The organism is Mycobacterium mantenii, from assembly GCF_001667865.1.
Classification (GTDB): Bacteria; Actinomycetota; Actinomycetes; order Mycobacteriales; family Mycobacteriaceae; genus Mycobacterium; species Mycobacterium mantenii_A.
The window spans coordinates 22,990-49,982 of record NZ_LZJP01000134.1; the positions used below are offsets into that span (position 1 = coordinate 22,990).

At 67.9% G+C, this 26,993-nt stretch carries 22 protein-coding genes; 12 read left to right on the forward strand and 10 right to left on the reverse strand.

Annotated elements, in window-relative coordinates:
* Together A5688_RS26390 and A5688_RS26395 are read right to left on the reverse strand one after the other, a co-directional pair.
* Positions 1–3,414, reverse strand: a complete 3,414-nt coding sequence (locus A5688_RS26390) for a TM0106 family RecB-like putative nuclease (RefSeq protein ID WP_067907387.1) — start codon at positions 3,412–3,414, stop codon at positions 1–3.
* A gap of 60 nt (positions 3,415–3,474) precedes the next feature.
* A complete protein-coding gene (locus tag A5688_RS26395) occupies positions 3,475–4,068 on the reverse strand; it encodes an LppP/LprE family lipoprotein (RefSeq protein ID WP_067835929.1) in 594 nt (197 codons plus the stop codon).
* Positions 4,069–4,313: 245 nt separating this feature from the next.
* Between A5688_RS26395 and A5688_RS26400 the strand changes: the two genes are divergently transcribed.
* Both A5688_RS26400 and A5688_RS26405 read left to right on the forward strand, forming a co-directional pair.
* A complete protein-coding gene (locus tag A5688_RS26400; RefSeq protein WP_067835881.1) occupies positions 4,314–6,017 on the forward strand; it encodes a DEAD/DEAH box helicase in 1,704 nt (567 codons plus the stop codon).
* Entirely contained in the window at positions 6,014–7,153 is a 1,140-nt protein-coding gene (locus A5688_RS26405; RefSeq protein ID WP_067835883.1) for an acyltransferase family protein, read from the forward strand. Before A5688_RS26400 ends, A5688_RS26405 begins: the two co-directional genes overlap by 4 nt.
* Positions 7,154–7,166: 13 nt before the next feature.
* Here the strand turns inward: A5688_RS26405 and A5688_RS26410 are convergent, their stop codons facing one another.
* The 3 genes from A5688_RS26410 to A5688_RS26420 form a co-directional block, all read right to left on the reverse strand.
* The gene (locus A5688_RS26410) at positions 7,167–7,748 is read right to left on the reverse strand and encodes a TetR/AcrR family transcriptional regulator (protein ID WP_067907384.1); all 582 of its coding nucleotides are present in this window, start codon (positions 7,746–7,748) and stop codon (positions 7,167–7,169) included.
* A complete protein-coding gene (locus tag A5688_RS26415) occupies positions 7,748–8,989 on the reverse strand; it encodes a cytochrome P450 (RefSeq protein ID WP_165606950.1) in 1,242 nt (413 codons plus the stop codon). The genes A5688_RS26410 and A5688_RS26415 overlap by 1 nt, the downstream gene beginning before the upstream one ends.
* Before the next feature lie 138 nt (positions 8,990–9,127).
* Positions 9,128–9,610, reverse strand: coding sequence for a MarR family winged helix-turn-helix transcriptional regulator (locus A5688_RS26420; RefSeq protein WP_067907381.1), 483 nt, complete (start codon positions 9,608–9,610; stop codon positions 9,128–9,130).
* A 96-nt stretch (positions 9,611–9,706) separates the two neighbouring features.
* Between A5688_RS26420 and A5688_RS26425 the strand changes: the two genes are divergently transcribed.
* The 4 genes from A5688_RS26425 (at position 9,707) to A5688_RS26440 (ending at position 12,588) form a co-directional block, all read left to right on the forward strand.
* Positions 9,707–10,330 carry an NADPH-dependent F420 reductase gene (locus A5688_RS26425; RefSeq protein ID WP_067907378.1) on the forward strand — a complete coding sequence of 208 codons (624 nt, stop codon included), beginning with the start codon at positions 9,707–9,709 and terminating at the stop codon, positions 10,328–10,330.
* A 36-nt stretch (positions 10,331–10,366) separates the two neighbouring features.
* Positions 10,367–11,305 (forward strand): SDR family oxidoreductase, encoded by a 939-nt coding sequence (locus A5688_RS26430; RefSeq protein ID WP_067907376.1) that lies wholly within the window; start codon positions 10,367–10,369, stop codon positions 11,303–11,305.
* A 50-nt stretch (positions 11,306–11,355) separates the two neighbouring features.
* Positions 11,356–12,090 carry an SDR family NAD(P)-dependent oxidoreductase gene (locus A5688_RS26435; protein WP_067835933.1) on the forward strand — a complete coding sequence of 245 codons (735 nt, stop codon included), beginning with the start codon at positions 11,356–11,358 and terminating at the stop codon, positions 12,088–12,090.
* 72 nt (positions 12,091–12,162) lie between these two features.
* Positions 12,163–12,588, forward strand: a complete 426-nt coding sequence (locus A5688_RS26440; protein WP_067907373.1) for a nuclear transport factor 2 family protein — start codon at positions 12,163–12,165, stop codon at positions 12,586–12,588.
* A gap of 65 nt (positions 12,589–12,653) precedes the next feature.
* Here the strand turns inward: A5688_RS26440 and A5688_RS26445 are convergent, their stop codons facing one another.
* Together A5688_RS26445 and A5688_RS26450 are read right to left on the reverse strand one after the other, a co-directional pair.
* Positions 12,654–14,021 carry an FAD-binding oxidoreductase gene (locus tag A5688_RS26445; protein ID WP_067907370.1) on the reverse strand — a complete coding sequence of 456 codons (1,368 nt, stop codon included), beginning with the start codon at positions 14,019–14,021 and terminating at the stop codon, positions 12,654–12,656.
* Positions 14,022–14,041: 20 nt separating this feature from the next.
* Positions 14,042–15,283 carry an MFS transporter gene (locus A5688_RS26450; protein WP_067907367.1) on the reverse strand — a complete coding sequence of 414 codons (1,242 nt, stop codon included), beginning with the start codon at positions 15,281–15,283 and terminating at the stop codon, positions 14,042–14,044.
* A gap of 60 nt (positions 15,284–15,343) precedes the next feature.
* On the opposite strand from A5688_RS26450, the gene A5688_RS26455 reads away from it, so the two are divergent.
* The 3 genes from A5688_RS26455 to A5688_RS26465 all read left to right on the forward strand — a co-directional run bounded on the left by A5688_RS26455 (position 15,344) and on the right by A5688_RS26465 (position 18,415).
* Positions 15,344–16,171, forward strand: coding sequence for a uracil-DNA glycosylase (locus A5688_RS26455; RefSeq protein WP_067907364.1), 828 nt, complete (start codon positions 15,344–15,346; stop codon positions 16,169–16,171).
* Entirely contained in the window at positions 16,168–17,298 is a 1,131-nt protein-coding gene (locus A5688_RS26460; RefSeq protein WP_067835900.1) for an FAD-binding protein, read from the forward strand. The genes A5688_RS26455 and A5688_RS26460 overlap by 4 nt, the downstream gene beginning before the upstream one ends.
* A gap of 85 nt (positions 17,299–17,383) precedes the next feature.
* Positions 17,384–18,415, forward strand: coding sequence for an LLM class flavin-dependent oxidoreductase (locus A5688_RS26465; RefSeq protein WP_067907422.1), 1,032 nt, complete (start codon positions 17,384–17,386; stop codon positions 18,413–18,415).
* An 8-nt stretch (positions 18,416–18,423) separates the two neighbouring features.
* On the opposite strand, the gene A5688_RS26470 is transcribed toward A5688_RS26465, so the two are convergent.
* Both A5688_RS26470 and A5688_RS26475 read right to left on the reverse strand, forming a co-directional pair.
* A complete protein-coding gene (locus A5688_RS26470) occupies positions 18,424–22,347 on the reverse strand; it encodes a bifunctional diguanylate cyclase/phosphodiesterase (RefSeq protein WP_082954990.1) in 3,924 nt (1,307 codons plus the stop codon).
* A 153-nt stretch (positions 22,348–22,500) separates the two neighbouring features.
* Positions 22,501–22,935, reverse strand: coding sequence for an HIT family protein (locus A5688_RS26475; RefSeq protein ID WP_067835902.1), 435 nt, complete (start codon positions 22,933–22,935; stop codon positions 22,501–22,503).
* Between A5688_RS26475 and A5688_RS26480 the strand changes: the two genes are divergently transcribed.
* Positions 22,934–24,361 (forward strand): amidase, encoded by a 1,428-nt coding sequence (locus A5688_RS26480; protein WP_067907361.1) that lies wholly within the window; start codon positions 22,934–22,936, stop codon positions 24,359–24,361. The genes A5688_RS26475 and A5688_RS26480 overlap by 2 nt on opposite strands.
* Positions 24,362–24,364: 3 nt before the next feature.
* Here A5688_RS26480 and A5688_RS26485 read toward each other — a convergent pair whose 3' ends face one another.
* A complete protein-coding gene (locus A5688_RS26485) occupies positions 24,365–24,877 on the reverse strand; it encodes a DNA-deoxyinosine glycosylase (protein ID WP_067907359.1) in 513 nt (170 codons plus the stop codon).
* Between the two features lie 40 nt (positions 24,878–24,917).
* On the opposite strand from A5688_RS26485, the gene A5688_RS26490 reads away from it, so the two are divergent.
* Positions 24,918–26,039, forward strand: coding sequence for an adenylate/guanylate cyclase domain-containing protein (locus A5688_RS26490; RefSeq protein WP_067907356.1), 1,122 nt, complete (start codon positions 24,918–24,920; stop codon positions 26,037–26,039).
* A gap of 357 nt (positions 26,040–26,396) precedes the next feature.
* Complete coding sequence (locus A5688_RS26495) at positions 26,397–26,981, forward strand: hypothetical protein (RefSeq protein ID WP_067907353.1); 585 nt, start codon at positions 26,397–26,399, stop codon at positions 26,979–26,981.
* The last annotated feature ends 12 nt before the right edge of the window (positions 26,982–26,993 follow it).

The window sequence follows — 26,993 nt, forward strand, 5'->3', positions numbered from 1 at the left end:
TTACCGCAGATCGGGCTGGGTGAGCGCCAGGAAGGCGCCCAGGTCGATCAGGCCCGCGGGTGTGGCAGGCAGGTACTCCGTCAGTGACGGCGAGCGCACGATCACGGCCGCGTACTGGGCCCGGCTCACCGCGACGTTGAGCCGATTCCTGTTGAGCAGGAACGAGATTCCGCGCGGCACCACATCCATGGACGACACCGTCATCGAGATGAAGACGACCGGCGCCTGCCCGCCCTGGAACTTGTCGACCGTCCCCACCCGCACCCCGCCGAGTCCCGCGGCGGTCAACCGCTGGCGCAGCAGTGCCACCTGGGCGTTGTAGGGCGCCAGCACCATCACATCGGCGGGGGTCAACGGGCGGGTGCCGTGCTCGTCGGTCCACGACGCGCCCAGCCGCTTGCCGATCTCGGCGACTATCGCGTCGGCCTCCTCGGGGCTTTCGGTCGAGTTGCCCTGGTGCTCAACCGAAAGCAGCTGCACGCCGGGCCCATACCCGTCGAGGTGGCGGGCGGCGGTGCAGTCGTGGGAATGCAGCCTGTCCTCGTAGGAGAGCGCCGACACCGCGGCGCAGACGGCCGGATGCATCCGATAGGACAGGTCCAGGAAGTAGCCGCGTTCGTCGGGCAGCGTGCGCTGACCGTCGACCAGCCACTCCAGCGCGGAGGTGTCCACCGGCTCCGGATGAGTGCCCTGGCTGACCTGCGGCAACTGCTGAGGGTCGCCGAGCAGCAGCAGGTTGGCGGCGGCCGGGGCCACCGCAACGGTGTTGGCCAAACAGAATTGGCCGGCTTCGTCGATCACCAGCAGATCCAGGCTTCCCGGCGGTATCCGGTTAACGTTGGCGAAATCCCATGCCGTGCCGCCGATCACGCATCCCGGCGTGTCGGCCAGGAACGCTGCGTACGCGCCGCCGTCGATCTCGCGCCAGCGCGGGGCCTGGCGGTCGTAGCGCTTCTTCGCGATCCGTTGCGGATCCAGGCCGGCGTCGATCAGACAGTCCAGCAGGTTCTCCACGGTGGCATGCGATTGCGCGACGACACCGACGCGCCAGCCGTGTTTGGTGACCAGGCCGTGGATCACCCGGGCGGCGGTGTGCGTCTTGCCGGTACCGGGCGGTCCGTGCACCGCCAGGTACGACGAATCCAGATCGAGCAGCGCCGCGGTGATGTCGGCGACGGTGTCGTCGCTGCGCGGCAGGGGAGCGCCGCTCCGCGCGCGGGGCGGCCGGCGCAGCAGCACGTCGACGATCGCGCTGCGGGGCAGTTGCGGCAATCCGGTGGCCACCGCGGCGGCGGTCGCCTCGATCGACTCGCGCAGGGCCGTCGTCGGAATGGGCGCACCGGGGGTCAGCGCGAACGGCAATTGTTGAAAAGTCTTGCCGTCACTGCCAACTCGTTCAAGCACGACCAATTCGGTGGGGACCGCCGGATCGTCGGCCTCGATGACCGAGGCCCGGCCGGCCGCCCGTCGGTCCGGATTGTCGGACATGCCGGGCGGCGCCGGTGGGTTGTAGAGCGCAAAGACGTCACTCTTCAGGTCCCCGCGCGCCAGCACGCCGCGTAGCGCAAGCCGTCGCTGCGGTTTGCGGGCGCGGGGAGGCGTGTGCCAGTCGACACTGACCGAGGCGTGCTCGGCTACGAACACATCGGTGTTGTCCGCCCACTCGTCGATGGGGAAGTTCAGCCGGTCGAAATGCGCCCACCAGAAGGGTTTGTCCTCGCGCCGGTGGTAGCCGCGCGCCGCGGCCAGCAGCGCCACGGCCGTCTGCTGCGGGGTGCGGTCGTCGATGCCGGCCGCTCCGCTGAACGTCGACAACGTCACCGCCAGCTGGTCGCGGTCGTCGACGGTGTTGCCGTCGGCCACGGGCTGGGCGCCGATCGGTACGACGCCGGATTCGTAGGCGCGCAACATCAGCCAGTTACGCAGCTGCTGAGTCGACCGGCAGTCGTAGTGGTTGTAGTCCTCGATCTCCTTGAGCACGGACGCGGCCTCGTCGCCGCTGCCGTCCGCCTGCAGCTCGCAGTACCGTGCGTAGGAGGTGATCGAACCGGTGGCCGTGGTCACGTCACCCGCGCGCAGTTGGGCTCCCATGTAGAGCGGCTCCAGCGCCTTGAGGCTGAACGACTCCGCGCCCACGCGAATGCTCCTGCGCACCAAGGGGTAAAGGTCGACCAGCGTGCCGCTGCGCAGTAGTTCGTCGACCTCGTCCTCGCCCACCCCATAGCGCCCGGCGAGCCGCAACAACGCGGTCTTCTCGTACGGCGCGTAGTGGTAGATGTGCATATTCGGGCGGCGCTTGCGGCGCTTGGACACCAGCGCCAGGAAATCGATCAGCGCCTTGCGTTCGTCGGCCCGGTTGTGTGCCCACAGTGGTCGGAATCTCCCCGTCGGCCCCGCCTCCAGAACGCCGAACAGGTATTCCAGGCCCCAGTCGCGACCATCGATGGTCCACAGCGGATCGCCTTCGAAGTCGAAGAACAGGTCGCCCGGGTCGGGTTCGGGCAGCAGGGCCAGCGGCTGCGGGTCAATCACCTCGACCTGAGGGATACCGGTTTCACGTTGGCGGACTTGCAGTTTCGCCTGGATGGTCAACTTGCTCAGCACGCCGGCGGCCAGATCGGGCACCGGGCCGCGATGATCGGCCAGCTCCCCGACCGTCCTGATGCCGGCGTCAAAGAGCTTGTCCCGCTGGTCTACTCGCATGCCGGCGACCAGCAGCACGTCGTCGGCCCCCCGCAGCTGGTCGAGGCACACCGGGCAGCGAAAGCAGGCGGACACGCCCTCGTCGTCCCAGCGAACCGCGGCGCCCCTTGCGTAGTGCTCATCGAGCAGGCGCTGCAGGCGTGCCCGCTGGGAGCGGTACACCGGAATCAGGTCGCACACGCGGTGGCGCACCGCGGTTCCGTCGCCCAGCCGCAGTTCGGCCTCCGGCGCGACCGGGATGCCGGAGGCGGCCAACGCGTCGGCGTAGGCGGCCAGCTGCAACAGCGCGGTCACCTTGGCCGAGCGGGCCAGTTTGGTGTCGACGACGCGGTACCGATCACCGTCGCGCACCAGGAAATCGGCGAAGCCGACGAAGCGGCCGTCGAACATGGCGGCCTGGTACACCACGGGCGCGCGGTCGGCGACGGCCCGCCGGGTCGCGTCGGCGGCCGCAGTCAGGCCGGCGGGCGTGTAGGCGGGGCGGCCGATGATCGCGACGGCCTGGCCGAACCGGTCGCGCAGCGAGGCGAGTTCGCGTCGCTCGTGTTCGCTACCGAGCTCGGCCGTCCGCGCCAGCAGCCCGTCCTCGACGGTGACGGCGGGCCCGCGGCCAAGCCTCGCGTCGAAGTCCCGTAGCAGCGCGAATTCGCAGCGGGCGGCGGCGGCAAGATCCGATGCGCTGTAAACGATGCTGTCGCCGGAGACCAACACTGGAGCCACTGTAGGGCAGCCCTCCGACACCAGCGCCGTGTCGGACGGGCGTGTGCCGGATCAGTGGGCGGGTGTATTGCCGATGAGTTCGACCGCGTTGCCGTTCCAGTGGAACTTCACGTTGGTGTTCAGGCCGTTGATCCCGCTGGGATACGTCAGCGCCACCGTGTCACCCGTGGTTTGCGCCGGGTCCACGCCGTTGAATCCGTAGGTATCGGGCACACCCTGCGGGATGAATTGGCCCAGGTGGAACAGGACCGCACGGGTGGTCGGGCTGACCGCGTTGGTGTTGGCCTTGATGATGATCGCCGACAGCTGCGCGCACTGGTTGTAGTTGCCGGCCAGCGGTTCGGGGTTCCAGGGCTGCTGACTGCGCGGGTCGCGTGGCAGCTCGGAGACCACCTTGGCGATGGTGGGCGAGGCGAGGTTGACCGCGCAGGGATCGGCCGGCGGGGCGTTGGGAGGCTGGGCGGCCGCCGGCGGTGTGGCCGGGGCCGTGATCGACGCCGTCTCCGAAGTCGTCCTGGCCTGCGGCGTCTTAGCGGCGGTGGAGTCTCCCGAGCCGCAGCCGGTCAACGTCAAGGTGAGCAGAGCGACAGCCGCCGAGCCGGCCAGTGGCTCGGTACGACACGGTAGCGACCACACACCGGGCACCGTACCGTCATCGGGTCCGGGGTTGTGGCAGGCACGGCCGGGTGTGCTGATGATCACCGGATCGGCCGATTGGCCGTTACCCGCAGCGCTCAGCTCCGCTGATCTCGCGGTCACCGCGGGGCCTTCGGGTGGGTGACCCGCAGCGGTCAGCTCCGCTGATCTCGCGGTCACCGCGGGGCCTTCGGGTGGTGACCCGCAGCGCTCAGCTCCGCTGATCTCGCGGTCACCACTAGACTCCTTGGACGATGACCCTCTCGGACAGCTCGACTGAAGCTGCCTCAACGACGTTTGCCGACCTGCAGATCAACCCCTCGGTCTTGCGGGCGATCGCCGACGTCGGCTACGAATCGCCCACCGGCATTCAGGCCGCGACGATCCCGGCGCTGATGGCGGGCTCCGACGTCGTCGGGCTGGCCCAGACCGGCACCGGCAAGACCGCCGCCTTCGCGATCCCGATCCTGTCCAAGATCGACGTCACCAGCACCGCCACCCAGGCGCTGGTACTCGCCCCCACCCGGGAGCTGGCCCTGCAGGTGGCCGAGGCCTTCAGCCGGTACGGGGCCCATCTGCCCAAGATCAACGTCCTGCCCATCTACGGCGGCTCCTCCTACAGCGTGCAGCTGGCCGGGCTGCGACGCGGCGCCCATGTGGTGGTCGGCACCCCGGGCCGGGTCATCGACCACCTCGAGCGCGGGACGCTGGACCTGTCCCACGTCGACTACCTGGTGCTCGACGAGGCCGACGAGATGCTCACCATGGGCTTCGCCGAAGAAGTCGATCGCATCCTGTCCGAAACCCCGGAATACAAACAGGTGGCGTTGTTCTCCGCGACCATGCCGCCCGCCATCCGCAAGATCACCACCAAGTATCTGCACGATCCGCTCGAGGTCAGCACCAAGGCGAAAACCGCTACCGCCGAGAACATTTCGCAGCGCTACATCCAGGTCGCCGGCCCCCGCAAGATGGACGCGCTGACCCGGGTTCTCGAAGTCGAGTCGTTCGAGGCGATGATCGTCTTCGTCAGGACCAAACAGGCCACCGAGGAGGTCGCCGAAAGGCTCAGGGCCCGAGGCTTTTCCGCGGCGGCCATCAACGGTGACATCCCGCAGGGCCAGCGCGAGCGGACCGTCGCCGCCCTGAAGGACGGCAGCATCGACATTCTGGTCGCCACCGACGTGGCCGCACGCGGGCTCGACGTCGAGCGGATATCGCACGTGCTCAACTACGACATCCCGCATGACACCGAGTCTTACGTGCACCGGATCGGGCGCACCGGCCGCGCCGGACGTTCGGGAACCGCGTTGCTGTTCGTCTCCCCGCGCGAGCGGCACCTGCTCAAGGCAATCGAAAAGGCCACCCGGCAAACGCTCACCGAAATCGAACTGCCCACCGTCGAGGACGTCAACGCCCAGCGGGTGGCCAAGTTCGCCGATTCGATCACCAGTGCGCTCGGTGCCCCCGGAATCGATTTGTTCCGCAAGTTGGTGCAGGACTACGAACGCGAGCACGACACCCCGATGGCCGACATCGCCGCCGCGCTGGCACTGCAATCCCGCGACGGCGAGGAATTCTTGATGGCGCCCGAACCGCCGCCGGAGCGGCGCGAGCGTCGCACCGAACGGCGTGACCGCCCCGAAAGACCAAGGAATGCAAAGCCCTTCGCCACCTATCGCATCGCGGTGGGCAAGCGGCATAAGATCGGCCCGGGCGCGATCGTCGGCGCCATCGCCAACGAGGGCGGGCTGCATCGCAGCGATTTTGGCCATATCGCGATCGGGCCGGATTTCTCGTTGGTGGAACTGCCGGCCAAGTTGCCCAAGTCGACAGTGAAAAGGCTTGAGAACACCCGTATTTCGGGGGTGCTGATCAACCTGCAGCCGGAGCGCGCATCCGCCAACAAGCCCCGCGGCCGCGACGGTGGGAAGCCGCGCAGGAAACCCGGCGGATGACGCTGTCCGAAGAGCAAGACGCCCAGGGCGGGCTCGAGCAGACCTCTCGCGTCGACCGGATCGCCTCGCTGACGGGGGTCCGCGCGGTCGCCGCGCTCCTCGTCGTCGGCACCCACGCGGCCTACACCACCGGCAAGTACACGCACGGCTATTGGGGCCTGGTCGGTTCCCGGATGGAGATCGGGGTGCCGATCTTCTTCGTCCTCTCCGGCTACCTGCTGTTCCGCCCGTGGGTGAAGTCGGCGGCGCGAAACGGTCCACCGCCGTCGCTGAGTCGCTATGCGTGGCACCGGGTTCGGCGCATCATGCCCGCCTACGTCATCACCGTGTTGTTCGCCTACGTCCTGTATCACTTCCGCGATGCCGGGCCGAATCCCGGGCACAGCTGGCTGGGGCTGGCGCGCAACCTGACGCTGACCCAGATCTACTGCAACGGCTACCTGGGCAAGTATCTGCATCAGGGGCTGACCCAGATGTGGAGCCTGGCGGTGGAAGCCTCGTTCTACGTGTTGCTGCCACTGCTGGCATACCTGCTGCTGGTGGTCATCTGCCGACGACAGTGGCAGCCGAAATTGGTGCTGGGCGCCCTGGCGGGGATGGTGTTGATCAGCCCGGCCTGGCTGGTGCTGGTACATACCGATCACTGGTTTCCCGACGGCGCGCGGCTGTGGCTGCCCACCTATTTGGCGTGGTTCCTCGCCGGCATGATCCTGACCGTGCTGCAGGAGATGGGGGTTCGCGGTTACGGATTCGTGGCCATTCCGCTGGCGGTGATCAGTTATTTCATCGTGTCCACGCCCATCGCCGGCGCGCCCACGACCTCCCCGGCGACGCTGAGCGAGGCATTGTTCAAGACGTGTTTCTATGCCGTCATCGCCGCGCTCGCGGTGGCGCCGCTGGCCCTGGGTGATCACGGCTGGTATTCGCAAATCCTGGCCAGCCGCCCGATGGTGTGGCTGGGGGAGATCTCCTATGAGATCTTCCTGATCCACCTGATCACCATGGAATTCGCGATGGACTACGTGGTCCGCGCGCGGGTCTACACCGGCTCGATGCTCTACCTGTACGTGGCGACGATCGTCGTGACGATCCCGCTGGCGTGGCTGCTGCACCGTTTCACCCGCGTCCGGGACTAAGCCACCAAGCCGGTTAGCGACGGGCGCCTGCCGGCGTCACAATCGGCACGACGAATTCCTCGATCATCGCCCGTTCCTCGTCTTCGTCGCGGCCCGGATACGTCAGCAGCGAGACGATCACCCGCACCGTCCAGCGAGCCCGGCGTTCGACGACGGCGGGATCGTCGGCCCCCAGCGAGTGCAGGAACGCCACCGCCAAAGCCGCGATCACCTCGGACTGCCCGGCCAATTCGCCACCCACCGGCGGGCGGGTGGTGGCGAACCAGGATGCCAGAGCCGGGCTGTCGCGAACCATTTCCAACGTGACGAGGATGCTCGCCACCAGCCGGTCGCGCGGGTCCTCGATGTCGCCGGTGCGCGCGACGATCTCGCGGCCCAGCCGACGGGTTTCGCGGTGGACGTAGGCGGTGCGCAGCGCCTCGCGATTCTCGAAGTAGCGGTACAGCGTCGCGCGGGAACAGCCTGCCGCCCTAGCGATTTCGTTCATCCCGATGGAATCCGAGTCGCGCTCCGTGTAGAGTCGCTCGGCCGCGTCGAGTATCCGGTCGGCGGCCGCTTCGGTCCGGTGCGCACCCAGCCAGTCGTTGCCCGGCATCAGGACTTCACTCGAATCGGCACCGACAGCGGGCGCCGCACATAACTGCCGCCGGCCCAGACGATGCCGGATTCGTCCACGTCGAAGTCGGGGCAGCGGGCCAGCAGTTCGGTCAGCGCAACGCGGGATTGCATCCGCGCCGCGGCGGCGCCCAGGCAGTGGTGTGCGCCGTGGCTGAACGTCATTATGTTGCGTGGGCAGCGGGTCACGTCGAGTTGGTCAGCGTCCGAACCGTATTGGCGTTCATCGTGGTTGGCCGAGCCGTACAGCAGCAGCACCCGACGCCCGGCCGGGATGGTGGTCTCGCCGACGGTCACGTCGCGGGTGACGGTGCGGGCCAATCCCTGCACCGGCGAGGTCATCCGCAGCAATTCCTCGACCGCATCGGGAATGCGGTCCGGGTCGTCCACCAGCAGCCGGCGTTGGTCGGGTCGTTGGTGCAGCAGCGGCATCGAGCCGCCGAGCATGCCGGTGACGGTGTCGTTGCCGCCGGTGACCATCGTGAAGGTGAAGGCCAGGATCGACAGCGTGCCGGCGACGTCGCCGTCGGTGCCCACTCCGGCAGCTACCAGGTGCGAGATGGTGTCGTCCTCGGGCTCGGTCCGGCGCCGCTCGATCAGCCCGGTGAAGTAGGCCATCATCGACCCGACCGCGTCGCCGACGGTTTCCAGCGCGCCGGCGACGCCGCCCTCGGCGGTGTTGGCCGCGACGATCGCCTGGGTCCAGCCGTCGAATTGGGCCCAATCCTCTTCGGGCACGCCGAGATAATGGGCGACCACCATCGACGGCAGTGGTTTGAACAGCTCGGCGACGATGTCGCCGCCGCCGGCCGCGCGCAACCCCTCGATGCGCTCAACGACGAACTCTTGGACCTTGGGCTCCACCGCTTCGACCTGCCGAGGCGTGAAGCCGCGCGACACCAGCTTGCGGAACTGCGTGTGCACCGGCGGATCCTGCATCACAAACGGTGGATTATCTTGCAGCCCAATCATTTCCAGGTCGTGGTAGTTGACGGTCAGCCCCTGCGCGGAGGAGTAGGTCTCGTGGTCGCGGGCCGCGGTCCACACGTCGGCGTGCCGCGAGAGCACGTAGTAGTCATCCTCGGGATGTTTCGCCGGCACCACGTGGTGCACCGGGTCGTGATCGCGCAACGCGCGGTACATCGGCCACGGGTTCGGCCAGGTGGCAGCGGTGGCGAGCTGGAATTCGACCGGTGCGTTGTGAGACATCACGGCAGCCATGTCTCATTCGTACGACAGTGACGGCACTATGTCAATCGTTGCCCGCGTCGAGGGCGCGGGCGCGAAGGCTGTGGTGTGTCGACGAATCCCAACCATGTCGCGGTCCGGATGGGCCGAAACGCTCGAGGCTGATGAAGGTTACGAAGGCTCGTCTTCGGCGGCGGAGTCGTGGTGTGCGGCCAGGTGGTCCACAATTCGTTCGTTGAGGGTGGCGAGCGTGTCGAGCTCGGCAGGGGTGAGCAGGTCGACGAAGTTGCGGCGGACGTCCTGCACGTGCCGGGGTGCCGCCTTCTCGATGGCGGCGCGGCCGGCCGGCAGCAGGCAGACCATGGTGCTGCGGGCGTCGTCGGGATTGGGCTCACGGCCGATCAACCCGTCCTTTTCCATGCGCCGCACCTGGTGGGAGACGCGGCTCTTTTCCCAGCCCAGTGCGTTGCATAGTTCGCGGGCGGGCATGCGGTCCCCGTCGTGAGCTGAGAGCACGGCCAGGACTTCGTAGTCAGCTCCGGATAGCGCCGATTCCTGCAGGCTTCGATTCAGGTGCGCGACGAGCCGATGATGTGCGTGCATGAAGGCGCGCCAGGCGCGGTCTTCGCGGGGGTTGAGCCAGTTCGGTTCCATCAGCGCCCATGCTACCCCGGTTGGTTGACGCATCATCCAAAAACCGGTTAAGGTTGATGAGTCAACCATTCTCTACAAGTCGGGACGGGACACTTCATGAACAGCATCAGCGTCATCGGTTCGGGGAACATGGCCAGCGCCATCGGCGCCCTGGCCGCCAAGGGCGGCAACGCCGTCGAATTTGTAAGCCGCGATGCGGACAAGGCCGCGGCACTGGCCAGTGCGCTCGGCAACGGCGCCACGGCCGGAACCTGGGCCGCCGCCCCGGCCGGCGACATCGTGATCCTCGCCGTGCCGTACGCCAGCGCAGTGCCGGTCGTCACCCAGTACGGGGATGCGCTGGCCGGAAAGATCATCGTCGACATCACCAACCCGTTCAACTCCACCGGCACCGGGCGGGCCGTACCCGACGACACCTCCGTCGCGGAAATGATCGCGAAGGCCGCTCCCACAAGCGCCCATGTCATCAAGGCGTTCAACACCCTGTTCCGCGACGTCCTGGCCGCGGGCGGCCCACTGGATGTCTTCATCGCCGGCGACGACGCGCAGGCCAAGGCGAGCATGTCGGTGTTTATCGAGAGCCTAGGGCTGCGCCCTCTCGACGTCGGGCTGTTGCCGATGGCGCGGGTCCTGGAGAACGCCGGGCTGCTGCAGATGGGCCTCATGTCGCACGCCGTGAAGCACACAAATTTCGCTCTCGGCATCAGCGTTTTCAGCTGAGCACGCTCGTACCACCTACCTGAGAAGGACTGTCACATGCACGTTTTCGTTACCGGCGGGACCGGCCATGCCGGCTCGCACATCATCCCCGAGCTGATCGGCGCCGGGCACGAGGTCACCGGACTGGCCCGGTCGGACGACGCCGCGGCGGCCCTGTCCGCGCTCGGCGCCAAGGTGCGCCGCGGCAACATCGAGGACCTCGACGGGCTCAAGGAGGCGGCCGCGGAATCCGACGGTGTCATCCACGTCGCGTTCCGGCGCGACCAGCTCGCAACCGGCGGGATCGATGCCGTCGCCGCCGTGGAGTTCGAGCAAGTCGCGGCGCTCGGCGAAGCACTTGCGGGAACAGGAAAGCCATTAGTCACCGCGGGCAGCATAGGCAGCCCCGGGGAGGACCTCGGCCGACCGGCCACCGAGAACGACCCGGTCCTGCCCGGCGGCCAAAAGTACAAGGGCACCTTGCGGTTTCGAAACGCCGTGGAGGCAGCCGTACTCGGCCTCGCCGAGCAAGGTGTCCGGTCGTCGGTCGTACGGCTTCCGCTCATCGCGCACAGCACCGCCGATACTGCCGGCTTCCTCCCAGGGTTGATCGCACTCGCAAAGGACAAGGGCGTCGCCGGCTACCCCGGAGACGGTACAAACCGGTGGGTCACCGTGCACATCCGCGACGCCGCCTCGTTGTTCCGCTTGGCGCTGGAGAAGAGTCCGGCCGGCAAGTCGTGGCACGCGGCAGAGGACGAGGGCACTCCGTTCCGCGCGATCGCCGAAGCCATCGGCAACCGTCTGGGCCTGCCCGTCGTGAGCATCCCCGCAGACGTCCTCATGCTGCCGGGGTACTTTGGCGCCCTGGCGTATCCGGTCACGATGGACCTCCCGGCATCCAACCTCATCACTCGCCAGACCCTCGGCTGGGAACCCGCTCAGCCCGGCCTGTTCGCCGATTTGGACAACGGCAATTACTTCCCCGCCAACTGACGGTCCAAGTGTTCACGACAGACGATGACGCGCAAACGAATGGAGGGATCATGGGAAAACTCGATGGCAAGGTCGCGGTAATCACCGGCGCGACAAGCGGCATGGCGCTGGCCGGCGCCAAGTTGTTCGTTGACGAAGGAGCGCACGTCTTCATTTCGGGCCGGCGGAAGGATGCACTGGACGAAGCCGTCAGGCTGATCGGCCGGAATGCGACTGGCGTGCAGGGTGATTCGTCGATCCTCGACGACCTGGACCTTCTGTTCGACACGGTCAGGCGGGATGCGGGCGCAATCGACGTGTTGTGGGCAAGTGCCGGCACGGGCGAGGCGCGCAGACTCGGCGACATCACCGAGGCGGACTTCCATGACGCCTTCTGGCTCAACGCGCGCGGCACGCTGTTCACGGTCCAAAAGGCGCTGCCGCTGTTCAACGATGGCGGCTCGATTTTCATGACCGGGTCAAACGCGTCGCTCAAGGGCTACCCCGGGTGGAGCGTGTACGCGGCGAGCAAGGCCGTGCTGCCCGCCTACGCACGGGTGTGGGTGTCCGAGTTGAAGGACAGGAAGATCCGGGTCAATGTCCTGACCCCCGGCGCGGTTATCACTCCGCTTCAGGAGCAGGTGCTAACTGAAGAGGAGAAGGCGCAGTTCGAATCCCTGATCCCGCGAGGAGGGATGGGCCGCCCCGAGGAGATCGCATCGGCCGCGTTGTTCCTCGCCTCGGACGACTCGAGCTATGTCAACGGCATGGAACTGGTTGTCGACGGCGGAATGTCGGCAATCTGATTGAGAGACAACGGTACTGGCACACCGACCAGGTCTCAAACACCACAGGCAACCAGGACACAAGGAGTAGCCATGACCACGTTCGCCGCGCACCGCGACGCCGTGGAATCCTTCGTCGACTGCATGCACGGCGGCGCAGACAAAGACGCTCTTTCCGCAATCCTCGCCGAGGACGTGGTGCTGTACGGCCCGCTGGCCGATGAGCCACTCCTCGGCCGCGAAACAGTCCTAGAAGCCATCCGGACCGTCGGCACGGTAGCGGCCGACCTCACCTACAAGGAAGTGCTCAGCGGTGAGACGCACCACGCCGCGCACTTCCGGCTGCAGATCGAAGACACCGTGGTCGACGGGATGGACTACATCCTGCTCGACGCGGACGGCAAGATCGCCGAGGTGACCATTTGGTGGCGCCCGCTACCCTCCGGCGTCCAGATGCAGGGGCACCTGGCGGCTCTCCTCGGCATGAAGCCCTGGGAACTTCACACCGATATGGAGTAACGGCGAAGGACGCCCCGCCCCGGGGCACCGAGCGCCCCGCCGGCCGGGCACTCGAGCGCGCGAACCTAAATACCCGACCCCGGGTTGAGGATGCCGTCGGGATCCAGCGCCTGCTTGATGCGCCGATTGAGATCCATCACATCGGGTCCCAGATAGCCGGCCAGCCAGGGCCGCTTCAACCGGCCGACGCCATGTTCGCCGGTGATGGTGCCGCCCAGCCCGACGGCCAGATCCATGATCTCGCCGAACGCCAGGTGGGCGCGTTCGGTCATGTCGGCATCGGCGGGGTCGTAGACGATCAACGGGTGGGTGTTGCCGTCGCCGGCGTGCGCGATCACCGAGATCATCAGGTCGCGTTCGGAGGCGATGCGCGCGATGCCGGTGACCAACTTGCCCAGCGCCGGAAGCGGCACCCCGACGTCCTCGAGCAGCAACGATCCCTTGGCCTCCACGGCCGGGATGCACATTCGCCGGGCGACGACGAACGCCTCGCCCTCGTCCGGATCGTCCGTCGAAAACACCTCCGTGGCAGCGTTTTCCGCGAACACCTCGGCCATGATTTCGGCGTCCTCGCTACCGGCGCGGCCGCGCTCGTCGGACCCTGCCACCAGCATGGCGGCCGCCCCGCGGTCCAAATCCATGCGCAGGGTGTCCTCGACGGCGTTGATCGCCGCCGAATCCATGAATTCCAGCATCGAGGGGCGCAGCCGCGCGGTGACGCCGAGCACCGCCTCGACCGCGTCCTCGACGGTCGCGAAGCTGGCCACCACGATGCTCGACGCGTTCTGTTTGGGCACCAGGCGCAGCGTCACCTCGGTGACGACGCCGAGCGTGCCCTCGCTCCCGACGAACAGCTTCGTCAGCGAAAGGCCCGCGACGTCTTTCAACCGCGGACCCCCCAGCCGCACCGCGGTGCCGTCGGCCAGCACCACCTGCATCCCCAGCACGTAGTCGGTGGTGACGCCGTACTTCACGCAGCACAGGCCGCCGGCGTTGGTGGCGATATTGCCGCCGATGCTGCAGATCTCGAACGACGACGGATCCGGCGGATACCACAGGCCGTGTTCGGCGGCCGCCTTCTTCACCTCGGCGTTGAACAGCCCGGGCTGACACACCGCGGTGCGGGTCACCGGGTCGATGGCGATGTCGCGCATCTTCTCGGTGGAGAGCACGATGCCGTTGTCCAGGGCGGTCGCCCCGCCGGACAGGCCGCTGCCGGCGCCGCGCGTCACGACGGGCACCCGGTGCGCGGCGGCCCAGCGCAGCACGGTCTGCACGTCCTCGGTGCGCCGCGGCCGCACCACGGCCAGCGGCTTGCCGGCCGACGGGTCGAAGGCGCGGTCCTGGCGGTAGCCCTCGGTCACGGTCGGGTCGGTGACGACCATCCCATCGGGCAGGTCGGCGATCAGGCTGGCCAGGGCGTCGGAGCTCACGGCCCGATACTAAGCCCGTGTCACGGGCCCGGGTCTTCGGCGAACTGCGGTGCGCCGTCCAGCTCACGCAGGGACGGGAGCCGGCAGGCGACGAGACCGATCTGCACGATCGGCACCGCCAGGGCCAGGAACGCGACCCTGAGCCCGGCCGCGTCGGCCAACGGGCCGGCCACCAGCAATCCCAACGGGCCCGCGGCGTACATCAGCCCCGTCATCACCCCGACCACTCGGCCGCGCAGATGGTGCGGGGCCCGGGTCTGCATCACGTAGTTGTAGATCGGCTGGATCGGTCCGTAGACCAACCCGGTCACCGCGCACAGCACCAGGATCACCGGCAACGGCGGAAGGAATGCGAGGCCGGCCGTCGCGGCGCCGAAGGTCAGCGTCGCGGTCAACACGGCCGTGCGCCGCCGCGTGTGTTTCGACAGGACGGCGTAGCCAAGCGCTCCCACCACGCCCCCCACCCCGAGTGCCATCAGCGCCCAACCCAACTGCGCGGGTTGGTGGTGGTCGCTGAAGTATTTCGGGAACAGCACGCTTTCCATCGGCAGGTAGAGCGCCGTGACGACCAGGTCGATCAGCCCCAGGGTCCGTAGCACCCGCAGGTTCCAGACGAATCGCATTCCTTCGACGACGCCGGACACCAATCCGCCGGGTCGCGTCGCGTGGTGGGGCTTGCCGGCGCCTTCGAGCCGCAGCGCCCCGATAGCAAGGAAGGACAACCCGAAACAACCGGACGTGACCCACATCGTGTTGATGCCGCCAACCGTGGCGATCATCAAACCGCCGATGCCCGGACCCACGATGTAGGCCAGGTTGAGAATCGCTTCGTAGACGCTGTTGGTGCGGTCCAGCGACCAGCCGGCCCGGGCGGCCGCCTCGGGCAGCATCGACTGGCGCGCGGTGGTCCCGGCCGGATCGAAGGCGGCCGAGAAGAATGCCAGTCCGGCCAGTTCGGCGACGTTGATCGCGTCCGCACCGAACAACCAGGCGATCAGCGGGACGGTCGCCACCGCGGTGCCCGACAGCGAATCCGAGATGAGCGACACCCGGCGGCGGCCGAACAAGTCGACTGCGGTGCCCGCGACGAGTGTGGACAGCACCAGGGGCAACGTCATGGCAGCGGCGACGACCGATGCGTCCTTGGCGCTGTCGTGGTGCTGCAACGCCAGCCACGGGAACGCGACGATCGAGATGCCGGTGCCCGCCGTCGCCATCAGCGTGGCGAACAGGATCAGAAACGCTGGGCCGCCGCTCTTCATGGAATATCGCCGCTGAATTTATGCCAAAGCGGTGATCGCGGCGAACGAATTTTGCGACTCATGCAGGATGTTCATGTGCGCGCCCACCCACGTACCGGCCAGGCGTTCGACTCTCCCGTCGGTGCCGGCACCGGATGGCCGGGCGATCCGGCCACACCGCAGACCCCGGTGGCGGCCGACGCCGCGGCGGTCGTCGGGCTCGCCGAGGCCGCCGGTTCGATTCCCGAAGTCGACGCTCTGGTCAGCGTCTGCCGCGCCTGCCCGCGGTTGGTCAGCTGGCGCGAGGACGTCGCCGTCGTCAAACGCCGGGCCTTCGCCGACCAGCCGTATTGGGGGCGGCCGGTGCCCAGCTGGGGGTCGGCGCGGCCCCGGCTGCTGATCGTCGGATTGGCGCCCGCGGCGCACGGCGCCAACCGCACCGGACGGATGTTCACCGGCGACCGCTCGGGCGATCAGTTGTACGCGGCGCTGTACCGGGCCGGCCTGGTGAACCAACCGACCAGTGTGGACGCCGCGGATGGGTTGCAGACCAAAGAGATTCGCATCGTCGCGCCGGTGCGGTGCGCGCCACCCGCCAACGCCCCGACCCCGCAGGAGCGGGACACCTGCTGGCCCTGGCTGCAGGCCGAATGGCGGTTGGTGTCGGAGAATGTCCGGGTGGTGGTGGCACTGGGCGGGTTCGGCTGGCAGATCGCGCTGCGGCTGCCGGGCGCCGCCACGGGGCGCAAGCCCCGATTCGGCCACGGCGTGGTTGCCGACCTGGCGCCCGGGGTGCGATTGCTCGGGTGTTACCACCCGAGCCAGCAAAACATGTTCACGGGTAGGTTGACACCAGCAATGCTCGACGACGTCTTTCGTGACGCAAAGGAACTGGCGGGAATCAAGTGACCGACGTTTTGGTGTCCGGCGCTAGTGTGGCGGGTGCGACAGCGGCGTTTTGGCTTGGGCGGCATGGCTTTTCGGTGACCGTGGTCGAGCGCCATCAGGGGCCGCGACCGGGTGGTCAGGCGATCGACGTGCGGGGACCGGCGCTGACGGTGCTCGAACGCATGGGGCTGTTGGCCGCCGCCCAGAAGCGCAAGACGCAAATCCAGGGCTCCTCCGTCGTCGACCGTGACGGCAGCGAATTGTCCCGGGACACCGAATCGACGCCGACCGGTGGGCCCATCGAGAGTCCCGACATCGAGCTGTTGCGCGACGACTTGCTTGAATTGCTTTACGGCGCAAGCCAATGGACCACCGAGTACCTCTTCGACGACACCATCACCGCCATACAGGACGATGGCGCGGCGGTCCGCGTCACCTTCGAACGTGCCGCGCCGCGGAGTTTCGACATCGTCATCGGCGCCGATGGGTTGCACTCCAATGTGCGGCGCCTGGTTTTCGGGCCGGAAGAGAATTTCATCGAGCGGCTGGGCACGCACGCGGCGATCTTCACCGTGCCCAACTTCCTCGACCTGGACTACTGGCAGCGGTGGCACTACGGCGACGCCACCATGGTCGGTGTCTACAGCGCGCGCAACAACTCCGAGGCCCGGGCCATGGTGGGTTTCATGGATGCCGATCTGCGGATCGACTACCGCGACACTCAGGCGCAATTGGCCGAACTGGAACGGCGGATGGCCGGCGACGGCTGGGTCCGCCCGCAACTGCTGGAGTACATGCGGACCGCGCCGGACTTCTACTTCGACGAGATGTCGCAGATCAAGATGGACCGCTGGTCGCGGGGCCGGGTGGCGCTGGTCGGGGACGCCGGGTACTGCTGCTCGCCCCTGTCCGGCCAGGGGACCAGCGTCGCGCTGCTGGGCGCCTACGTGCTGGCCGGGGAGCTGAAGGAGGCCACCACCGACGGTGTGCTCGATCACGAGCTCGGCTTCGCCAACTATCACCGCGAGTTCAGTGACTACGTCAAGCGCAACCAATGGCTGGTCGTGGACAACATCCCCGGCGGCGCGCCGATACCGCAAGAGGTGTTCGACCGCATCGTCACCTCGATCACCCTCAAGCACTACTGAGCACGAGGACTACCGAGCACGAGGACTACTGGGCACGGTCACCGGGAGCGGGAACGTTTGCCGGTCCGTGCGCGTTGACGCCATCGTGCGTCTTTCCGTCCTTGATCTCATCCCGGTGCGCACCGACCAGACGACGGCCGATGCGCTGGCGGCCACCGTGCAACTGGCGCAGGCCGCGGATCGGCTGGGGTTCACCCGCTACTGGGTCGCCGAGCACCACAACATGCCGTCGGTGGGGGCCACCAGCCCGCCGGTGGTGATCGGCTACCTGGCCGCACAGACCTCGCAGCTACGGCTCGGCTCGGGCGGTGTGATGCTGCCCAATCACGCCCCGCTGGCGGTGGCCGAGCAGTTCGCGCTGCTGGAGGCCGCCGCCCCCGGCCGGATCGACCTCGGCATCGGCCGGGCGCCCGGCTCGGATCCGGTGACCTCGTATGCGCTGCGCGGCGGCCGGGACGATCGTGACATCGAGAACTTCCCCGAATACCTCGACGACGTGGCGGCGCTGATGAGCGCGCGCGGCGTGCGGGTCCCGTTGCGCTCGGGTGATTACCTGCTGCGGGCCACCCCGGCCGCGGCGGGCGAACCGCGCCTGTGGTTGCTGGGCTCGTCGATGTACTCGGCGCAGCTGGCCGCCGCCAAGGGGCTGCCGTACGTGTTCGCACATCACTTCTCCGGCAACGGAACCGAAGAGGCGCTCGGAGTCTACCGGTCGCGATTCCGGCCCAGCGCGCTGACCGCCGAGCCGTTGACATTCTTGACGGTGAACGCCGCGGTGGCCGAAACCCGGGAAGAGGCAACGGCATTGATGTTGCCCAACCTGCAGATGATGGCCCGGCTCCGGACGGGGCAGCCGCTCGGGCCGGTGCCGCTGGTCGAGGAGGCCGCGGTCGCCGAGTTGACCGGACAGCAACAGCGGATCGTGGAGAGCGGGCTGCAACGCGCCGTGCTGGGGGCGCCGGCGGAGGCCGCCGACCAGATCCGCACGCTGGCCGACCGGTTCGGCGTCGACGAAGTGATGGTGAACCCGGTGGCCTCGGCCCGCCGCGGCACCGACGCGGACACCGCACCGGGACGGGTCGCGACGCTGGAACTACTGGCCAAAGAGCTGTTCTAACCCGGCGCTCACGACAGCCCGTTGGGCTGCGGATCCGGTGTGTGACTGGCGATCCAGTCCCGCAGGTCGTCGGGCGGCAGCGGCGGGCTGTGTACGAAGCCCTGGGTGATGTTGCAGCCATACCGTCGAAGGGCGTCCAGGGTGGCCTCGTTTTCGACTCCCTCGGCGACCAGGTCGGCGCCCAGGTTGGACGCCAGCGCCACCGTCGACCGCACGATGGCGACCGACCGCGCGTCGTGGGCCAGGCGCGCCACGAAGATTCGGTCGAGCTTCAGCTCGTCCACCGAAACCTCTTGCAAGCGAGCCAATGACGACCATCCGGTGCCGTAGTCGTCGAGCGAGATGCGGATGCCCAGGTCCTGCAGCGCGGCAACGGTGTTGCGGGATCGCACGGAATCCACCAGTGCGCTCTCGGTGATCTCGAGGATGAGCGCCTCGGCGGGCAGACCGTATTCGGCGAGCAGCCGCTCGACGGTGCCGACGAGTTCGATGTCCAGCAGGTTGGTCGTCGACAGGTTCACCGCGACGGTCAGCGGCATGCCTTGCTCACGCCAGGACCGGACCTGTGCGAGAGCCATGCTGAGGGTGCGGTTGGAGATTTTGCGCATCAGCCCGGCGCGTTCGGCGACGGACAGAAACTCCTCGGGCAGCAGGGTTCCGCGGCTGGGGTGCTGCCAGCGCAGCACCGCCTCGACGCTGTGGACGCTGCCGTCGCGGCCGTCGATCTTGGGCTGGTAGTGCAATCTCAGCTCGTCGGTATCGAACAGCGCGGTGCGCAATTCCTCGATGAGGCTGGGGTCGTTGTCGCGGTAAACCTCGAACGAGGAGTCGTAGACCGCGATCTTGCTGCGGGCGGATTTGGCGTGCGCCATGGCGGTTTCGGCGCGCTCCAACAGTTCTTGCGGAGAGTCGCAGTGGTCGGGATAGAGCGCGATGGCGATGCGGGCCTCCACCTGTACGGTGATGGGGTCCAAAGCGATTGGTTCAGCCAAGGCTTCGAGCAGCCGACCCGCCGAAGCGCCGGCTGCGGTGAGGTCGGCCCCGTCCGACAGCAACACGGCGAATTGGTCGTCGCCCACTCGTGCGAGCAGATCGTCACGACGCACGCAGCCAGCCAAGCGGTTTGCGATATGGCACAGCAGCTCGTCGCCGAACTGGCTGCCGATCGAGTCGGTGATTTCGCGAAAATCGCTCAGGCTCAACAACAACAGCGCCCGACGTTGTTGTGACCTGCCCGGCATCGACGGAGTTCCCGGTGGCGGCGAAGCGGGCAGCCCGGTCAGGGCCGTCGCCAGTGAGCGCCGGTTGGGCAGCGCCGTCAACTCGTCGGTCATGGCGAGTTTGCCGTTGGTCTCCAGCAGGCTCACGTCCCGGAAGGTCAGCGCGAACCGCCCGGCCGCCACGACGAGGCTCAGCGCCGCCAGCGTCGCAGCGAGTCGCGAATGATGTGCCAGCACAATCACACCCAGCGCCACGAGGGCGGACGCCACCGGGGTGATATAGGGCCCGAACCGGTTTCGGGGTTGTGGCATGATCGACGACGATCTGGCCCAGGCCGCCATCGCGATGAGTAACGACGACGCGGCCCAGCAGGCATCCAGCAGGGAGCCGACCCGATAAACACCGGCGGATGTCTGGAAGAGATACGCCGCGTCCGCGACCGCGAACAGGACCAATCCGGCCACCAGCAGTGCCCAGCGAATCTCGTTGCGCCATCCAAGGATTGGCAGCATGCCGGCGGCCAGGGTCAAAAGCACCAGATCGCTCCACGGATACGCCAGGCCCACCCAGACGGTCACCGGGGCGCGTACCGCCGCCGCCCGGATCGGACCCGACATCAACGCCGCGGCCACCGCCGCCAGCGTCAGGGCGCAGATGAACGAATCGAGCTGTACCGGGATCGGCAGCCGTTTGAGCCGTGCCCGCATGAGCAGCAACAGCCCCGCGAAGACGAAGGGGTAGTACGCGAGGTACTCCGGATCGGCCACCGACGGGGATCGGCCGTTGGGCACCCAGAGGGCATAGACAACGTCACCCACGGCCGAGCACGCCATACCCGCGGCGATCAGCGCCCACGCCAATCGGTCAGCCGGGACGCGGTACGCGCGAAGGGCAATCAGCCCGGCCGCGACCACCGTCAGCGCGGTATACAGCGCGGCGGCCGACAAGATGCCGTGCCCGGCGTTGGGATGGACGACGCTGGACACGGTGAAGGCGACCACTCCGATCACCAGCAGCGCGATGGCGGCCCGGATGTCCCGTGGCGGCCAGGTAGCCTCGGGCGCATCCTCGGGCGGTCCCGGTGTTGCGGTCGTGACGTCGGGGACGCGCCGAGAATCCCGCCCCGTTTCGCCGTCGCCGGTGAACGCATGAGTCGCGACGGAGGCTCTGGTCGCGTCCGGCGCCGGCGGAAACGCATACGGCAGCGGCCGGTCGGGCATGAAGCTGCGGATGCATTGCCCCCCTTCGCGTTTGGCGGCGTACATGGCCAAATCGGCGTGCCGCAGCAGCTGATCGACCGTGCAGTTCGCCCCGCCGGCGGCCACCGTGAATCCGATGCTCGGCCGCACCGTGATCGGAATGCCGTCGATCAGGATGGCGCCGGTGAAGGCGTCGAGGATGCGATGCGCGGCCGCCTGCGATTCTTCGACGGAAGCTTCGATGACCGCCGCGAATTCGTCGCCACCGAGCCGCGCAATAGTCCCCTGTTCCCCCAGCGCGGCGGTGAGCCGGCCGGCCACCCGTACGAGCAGTTCGTCGCCGGCGGGATGCCCCAGGGCGTCGTTGACCGCCTTGAAGTTGTCGAGGTCCAGACACAACACCGCGACGGGCGTGCCGTCGGGATGTCGACGCGCTACGGCCTGGTCCAGCCGATGCAGGAAAAGGGCCCGATTGGCCAGACCGGTCAGATGGTCGCGGAACGCCTCACGCGCGACTTCCGACAACAGATTCTGGTTCTCCACGAGCACGACGAATTGCCGGGCCAACACGGCGGCGACGAGTATGCCCAGTGCGGCGAGCACCGGGTCGTGTATCGAATTGCCCGCCGCGTGCACCCAGCCCACCGCGGACGCCACAACCAGCGGCAGGTAAGGCAACCACAGCCGGGCGCGGAACTCGATTACATCCGGCGATGCCGGCACCGGATGCTCGTGCACCGCGGCCCGCGCGGCCAGCGCCAGCAACGCCAGTCCGGCCAACCGGATCAGGTCACCGACATCGCCGGTGTGATAGCTGCCGATACCGGTATGGAAAACCAGCACCAGGTCGGCAACGCTGATCGTCGCAATCCCGGCGGCAACCAGGCTGCGGCTCGGCCGTTCGCCGGGGCGAGCCCGGGACAACATCAGGATCGCCGCCGTCAGCTGGACGATGTCGGCGAACACCTCGACCAGCGTCGCCAGTCGTGCGCCGGTGTGCTCGCGCAGCTGGGCTTCGACCACGAACACCCACGCGATGACGAACAGCGAGGTCGCCACGATGAGACCGTCGAGCAGCAGCCGCCGGGGGCTGTGGCGAGACAGCTTGGACAGCAGTACCAACGACGTCATGGCGCCGACCGGCCACAACAGCAGCACGACCTCGGCCACCGCCGGGTGGGCGGCGTGGTCGAATTCCGGGCGCACGTCGTAGACCGCCCAGATGACCTCGCCGGCCGCCCAGCCGAGCAGTGCCGTCACCATCGCCAGCCAGCCGTATCGCTGTCGTCCGGACGTCCGGCGGGCCGCGCCCCCCGCGCATGCCGCCGCGAGCACCAAACACACAGCGATGACGAATTCGTTGACCGGCCGCGTCCCGTAGGGGCCATGCCAACCCTGGAACGACGACAGCAACAGCAACAACGCGGCGACGCTGTAGGCGGCGGCGAGCGGCCAGCAGGCGCGCGCGGGCACCCCCGACCGCCGCCACGGATTTACCGCCCAGCGTTTCATCACCGCACCAGCCGATCCTCTGCTGTGTGGTGAAGAAACAAGCAACTTCACCACGAGTTACAGGGGATTAAACCGCCGCTGATGTTCGCGACGTGTGGCTTTTGCCAGGTTGGTGCGGGGCCGTGCAGCAACGTTGGGCGACCGCCGCTGGGCTCAATCCGGCTGACTTGCATCGATGCGGGCCAGCGCGGTGCGCAGAATCTCGCCGGTGGCGTCCCGGTCGGGATCGCGGCGCAGCAGCAATCCCTTGGCCACCGACAGCTTGTCCCCGTTGCGCCGGGGCAAAACGTGCAGGTGAATATGGAACACGGTCTGGAAAGCGGCGCTGCCGTCGTTGACGGCGATGTTGGTCGCGTCGGCCAGTTCGGTGGAGCGCGCGGCCCGGGCGATGCGTTGGCCCAGGGTGATCATCCCGGCCAGCGTCTCCGGTGCGGTGTCGGTGAGATCGACGCTGTGCCGTTTGGGCAGCACCAAGGTGTGGCCGCGGGTGAACGGGCGGATGTCGAGGATGGCCAGGTAGTCGTCGTCTTCGTAGATCCGGATGGCCGGGGCTTCGCCGGCGACGATCGCACAGAACACGCAGGACATGTCGCCCACGGTACTTGTTGCTTCGGGATACGCTGCCGCGGTGGACGATCTCGCCTTCGCCGGCGCGGCGGCACAAGCGCGCATGCTGGCCGGCGGTGAACTGACCGCGCCGGAGTTGCTCGAGGTCTACCTGGACCGGATCGCGCGGCTGGACAGCCAACTGCGTTGCTACCGCGTGGTGCTCGCCGATCAAGCTCGTTACCAGGCCGCCGTGGCGCAGGAGCGCCTGGACGCGGGCGAACGGCTACCGCTGCTCGGCGTGCCGATCGCGATCAAAGACGATGTCGACGTCGCCGGCGAGGTGACGACCTTCGGCAGCGGCGGACACCGGCCCGCCGTCACGTCCGACGCGGAGGTGGTGCGCCGGCTGCGCGCCGCGGGTGCGGTGATCATCGGCAAAACCAATGTGCCCGAACTGATGATGCTGCCCTACACCGAGTCGATGACCTTCGGGGCCACCCGTAATCCGTGGAATCCGACCCGCACCCCGGGCGGCAGCAGCGGGGGAAGTGCGGCCGCGGTGGCGGCCGGCCTGGCCCCGCTGGCGTTGGGATCCGACGGCGGCGGCTCGATCCGCATCCCGGCGACGTGGTGTGGCCTGTTCGGGCTGAAGCCGCAGCGGGACCGGGTGTCGCTGGAGCCGCACGACGACGCCTGGTACGGGCTGAGCGTCAACGGCCCGATCGCGCGGACGGTGCTGGACGCGGCCGTGTTCCTGGACGCGACGTCGACGGTGCCCGGCCCCGAGGGGGAGTTCGTCACGGCGGCTGAACGCGGTCCCGGCCGGTTGCGAATTGCGTTGAGCACCAAGGTCCCGACCCCGCTTCCGGTCAGGGTCGGCAAGGCGGAGTTGGCGGCGGTCGACCAGGCCGGCGCGTTGCTTCGCGACCTCGGCCATGACGTCATCACCGCCGACCCCGAATATCCGGTTTCGGCGATACTCGCCAACTATCTGCCCCGCTATTTGCGCGGTATCTGCGACGACGCGGACTCGCTGGCCCACCCGGAGCGTCTGGAAACGCGCACCCGCAACATGGCCCGCCTGGGGTCGTTCTTCTCCGATCGGCGGATGGAGGCCATCCGGGCGAACGAGGGTGCCGTGATCTCGCGGATTCAGTCGATCTTCGACGACGTCGACGTCGTCATCACCCCTGGCACCGCGACGGGTCCGTCGCGCATCGGCGCCTATCAACGCCGCGGCGCCGTATCGACCCTGCTGCGGGTCGGTCGATACGTTCCCTACCAACAGATTTGGAACCTGACCGGACAGCCCGCAGCGGTGGTGCCGTGGGACTTCGACAGACATGGCCTGCCGATGTCGGTCCAACTCGTCGGCAGGCCATATGACGAAGCGACCCTGCTGTCGCTGTCGGCGCAGATCGAGGCCGCCCGGCCGTGGGCCCTGCGGCGGCCGCCGGTCTCGTAGGTCCTAGCGTCCGCCCGGCTGCGCCGCGCTCGCGATCACCCGCCAGGCCGCGAGTTTGGCGCCCGGCCGCACCGCGTGGGCCGGGCTGGTCGACGGCAGGCGCCGATACTGGATCCGGTCGGGCGCAATCGTCAGCCTCCGGAACAGCTCGGCGGCCTTGGCGCCGTTGAAGTACACCGCCGTGATGGCGGGGTGGTGGGCGAAGAGTTCGTCAAACTCGTTGACCACCACGCTGTTTGGCTCGATCGCCGAGTCGGAGCTGCCGACACGGCGGCACGCGTGGAGCACATCCCAGAGCGCGACGCCGTGGGACAGCAATGCCGCCAGCCGGCTGTCGTAGGGCGCGGATGAAGCGAAGCCGAACAGTTCACCGGTGATCGTCCAGAAGGCGTTGCGCGGATTGGCGTAGTACTGGCCCGCCGCCAGCGACTGCGCGCTGGGAAACGAGCCCAGGATCAGCGTCCTGGAGCGCTGATCGACGACCGGCGGGAATCCCCGCAGCAGCGGTGTGCTCATCACCTCACATCATGGCTGGCCCGCGTTGTAGGTTGGCGACGTGCAGGACGGGGCCGACGACGACATCGACGATCTGCTCGAGGGGCTGGAGGGAACCGCGCGCAGGGAGCGTGCCGAACTCGTGAAGTGGCTGCTCGAGCAGGGCGTCAGCACCGAGGAGATCCGCACCACCAATCCGCCCTTGCTGCTGGCCACCCGCCACCTCATCGGCGACGACGGCACCTACGTGTCCACCCGCGAGATCAGCGAGACCCACGGCATCGACCTGGGGCTGTTGCAGCGCGTGCAGCGCGCGATCGGTCTGGTTCGCGTGGACGACCCCGACGCGGTCGTGCACATGCGCGCCGACGGCGAGGCCGCCGCCTTCTCCCAGCGGTTCGTGGATGCGGGGCTGGATCCCGAACAGGTGGTTCTCGTGGTTCAAGTGCTCGCCGAGGGGTTGTCGCGAGCCGCCGAGGTCATGCGGTACTCGGCGCTGTCGGCGATCATGCGGCCCGGGGCCAGCGAGCTCGAAATCGCCCAGGGCTCCAAGGCTTTGGTGACCAAGATCGCGCCCATGCTCGGCCCGATGATTGAGCACATGCTGTTCATGCAGCTGCGCCACATGATGGAGACCGAGGCGATCAATGCCGCGGAGCGCGCCGCCGGCAAGCCACTCCCGGGTGCGCGCCAAGTCTCCGTTGCCTTCGCGGACCTGGTCGGCTTCACGAAGATCGGCGAGGCGGTGTCGCCCGAGGAGTTGGGGCATCTGGCCAACCGGCTGGCCATCCTCGCCCGGGACATGACCGTGCCCCCCGTGCGCTTCATCAAGACCATCGGTGATGCGGTGATGTTCGTCTGTCCCGATCCACTGCCGTTGCTCGACGTCGTCGTGAAACTCGTCGAAGCCGTCGATACCGATAACGACTATCCGCGGTTGCGGGCGGGCGTGGCCTCCGGCATGGCAGTGAGCCGGGCCGGCGATTGGTTCGGCAGTCCGGTCAACGTGGCGAGCCGGGTCACCAGCGTGGCGCGCCCGGGCACCATCCTGGCCGCGGATTCGGTCTGGGACGTCATCGGCGACAGTGGCGAGTTCTCCGGATCGTTCGCCGGCGCCCGCCGCCTCAAGGGCATCAAGGGCGAGGTGAAACTCTTCCGCGTCCGGCGGGGCGACGGCGACTGACGCCCACGCTGCGACGGCGACTGATGCCCACTCTGCCCAGCAGGGAAGAGGTATCGACACAAGGGCAGGCCCGGCGCGACTCCAGGGGGCGTCTGACTCCGTCTTATGCGTGTCCTACGCGGCCGGATTCCTACCCCGTGTTCCGGCACTTCGAATTGGTCGCTTCCGGGCCTGCTTCGTTACCCAAAATACGCCGTCGAGCAGCCCAGATCAACGGGTTTTCCCGGTCGGCCCGCGTCCTCGACACCTTATAGGCCCGGGGTTGGCCGCCCCCGAAGACAGCTCCGCGCCGGGACGTCGTTTCGCTGCCGGTGAACGGCTGTTCCCTAATGTCTGCAACGGTGTAATCATGTAATCATGAAGGCTCATCACACACACGGGCGCCGGTACGGCCGCCCCGGAGGTTGGCAGCAAGCCCAGCAACCCGACGCCAGCGACGCCGCGGAGTGGTTCGCCGGACGCCTCCCGGAGAACTGGTTCGACGGCGACCCCACGGTGGTCGTCGACCGCGAAGAGATCACCGTCATCGGGAAGCTCCCGGAGCCGGCGAGTGGGGAAGGCGAAGCGAGCGAGGCCCGCGCGGCCGGGCGAGCTTCACGATTCCGCGAAGACACCCGGTCGGAGCGAATGCATATCGCCGACGAGGCGCAGGATCGCTACGGGCGCAAGGTGTCCTGGGGCGTCGAGGTCGGCTCCACGACAGGCATCGAGCGAATTCTGTTCACGCACATCGCAGTACCTGTCATGACGCGGCTGAAGCAACCCGAACGCCAAGTGCTCGACACGTTGGTCGATGCCGGTGTCGCCCGTTCCCGCGCCGACGCTCTCGCGTGGTCGGTGAAGCTGGTCGGTGAACACGCCGAGGAGTGGTTGGCGAAATTGCGGGGTGCGATGTCGGCGGTCGACGACCTGCGCGCGCAGGGCCCCGACCTTCAGTCGTGACCTTTCAGTCGT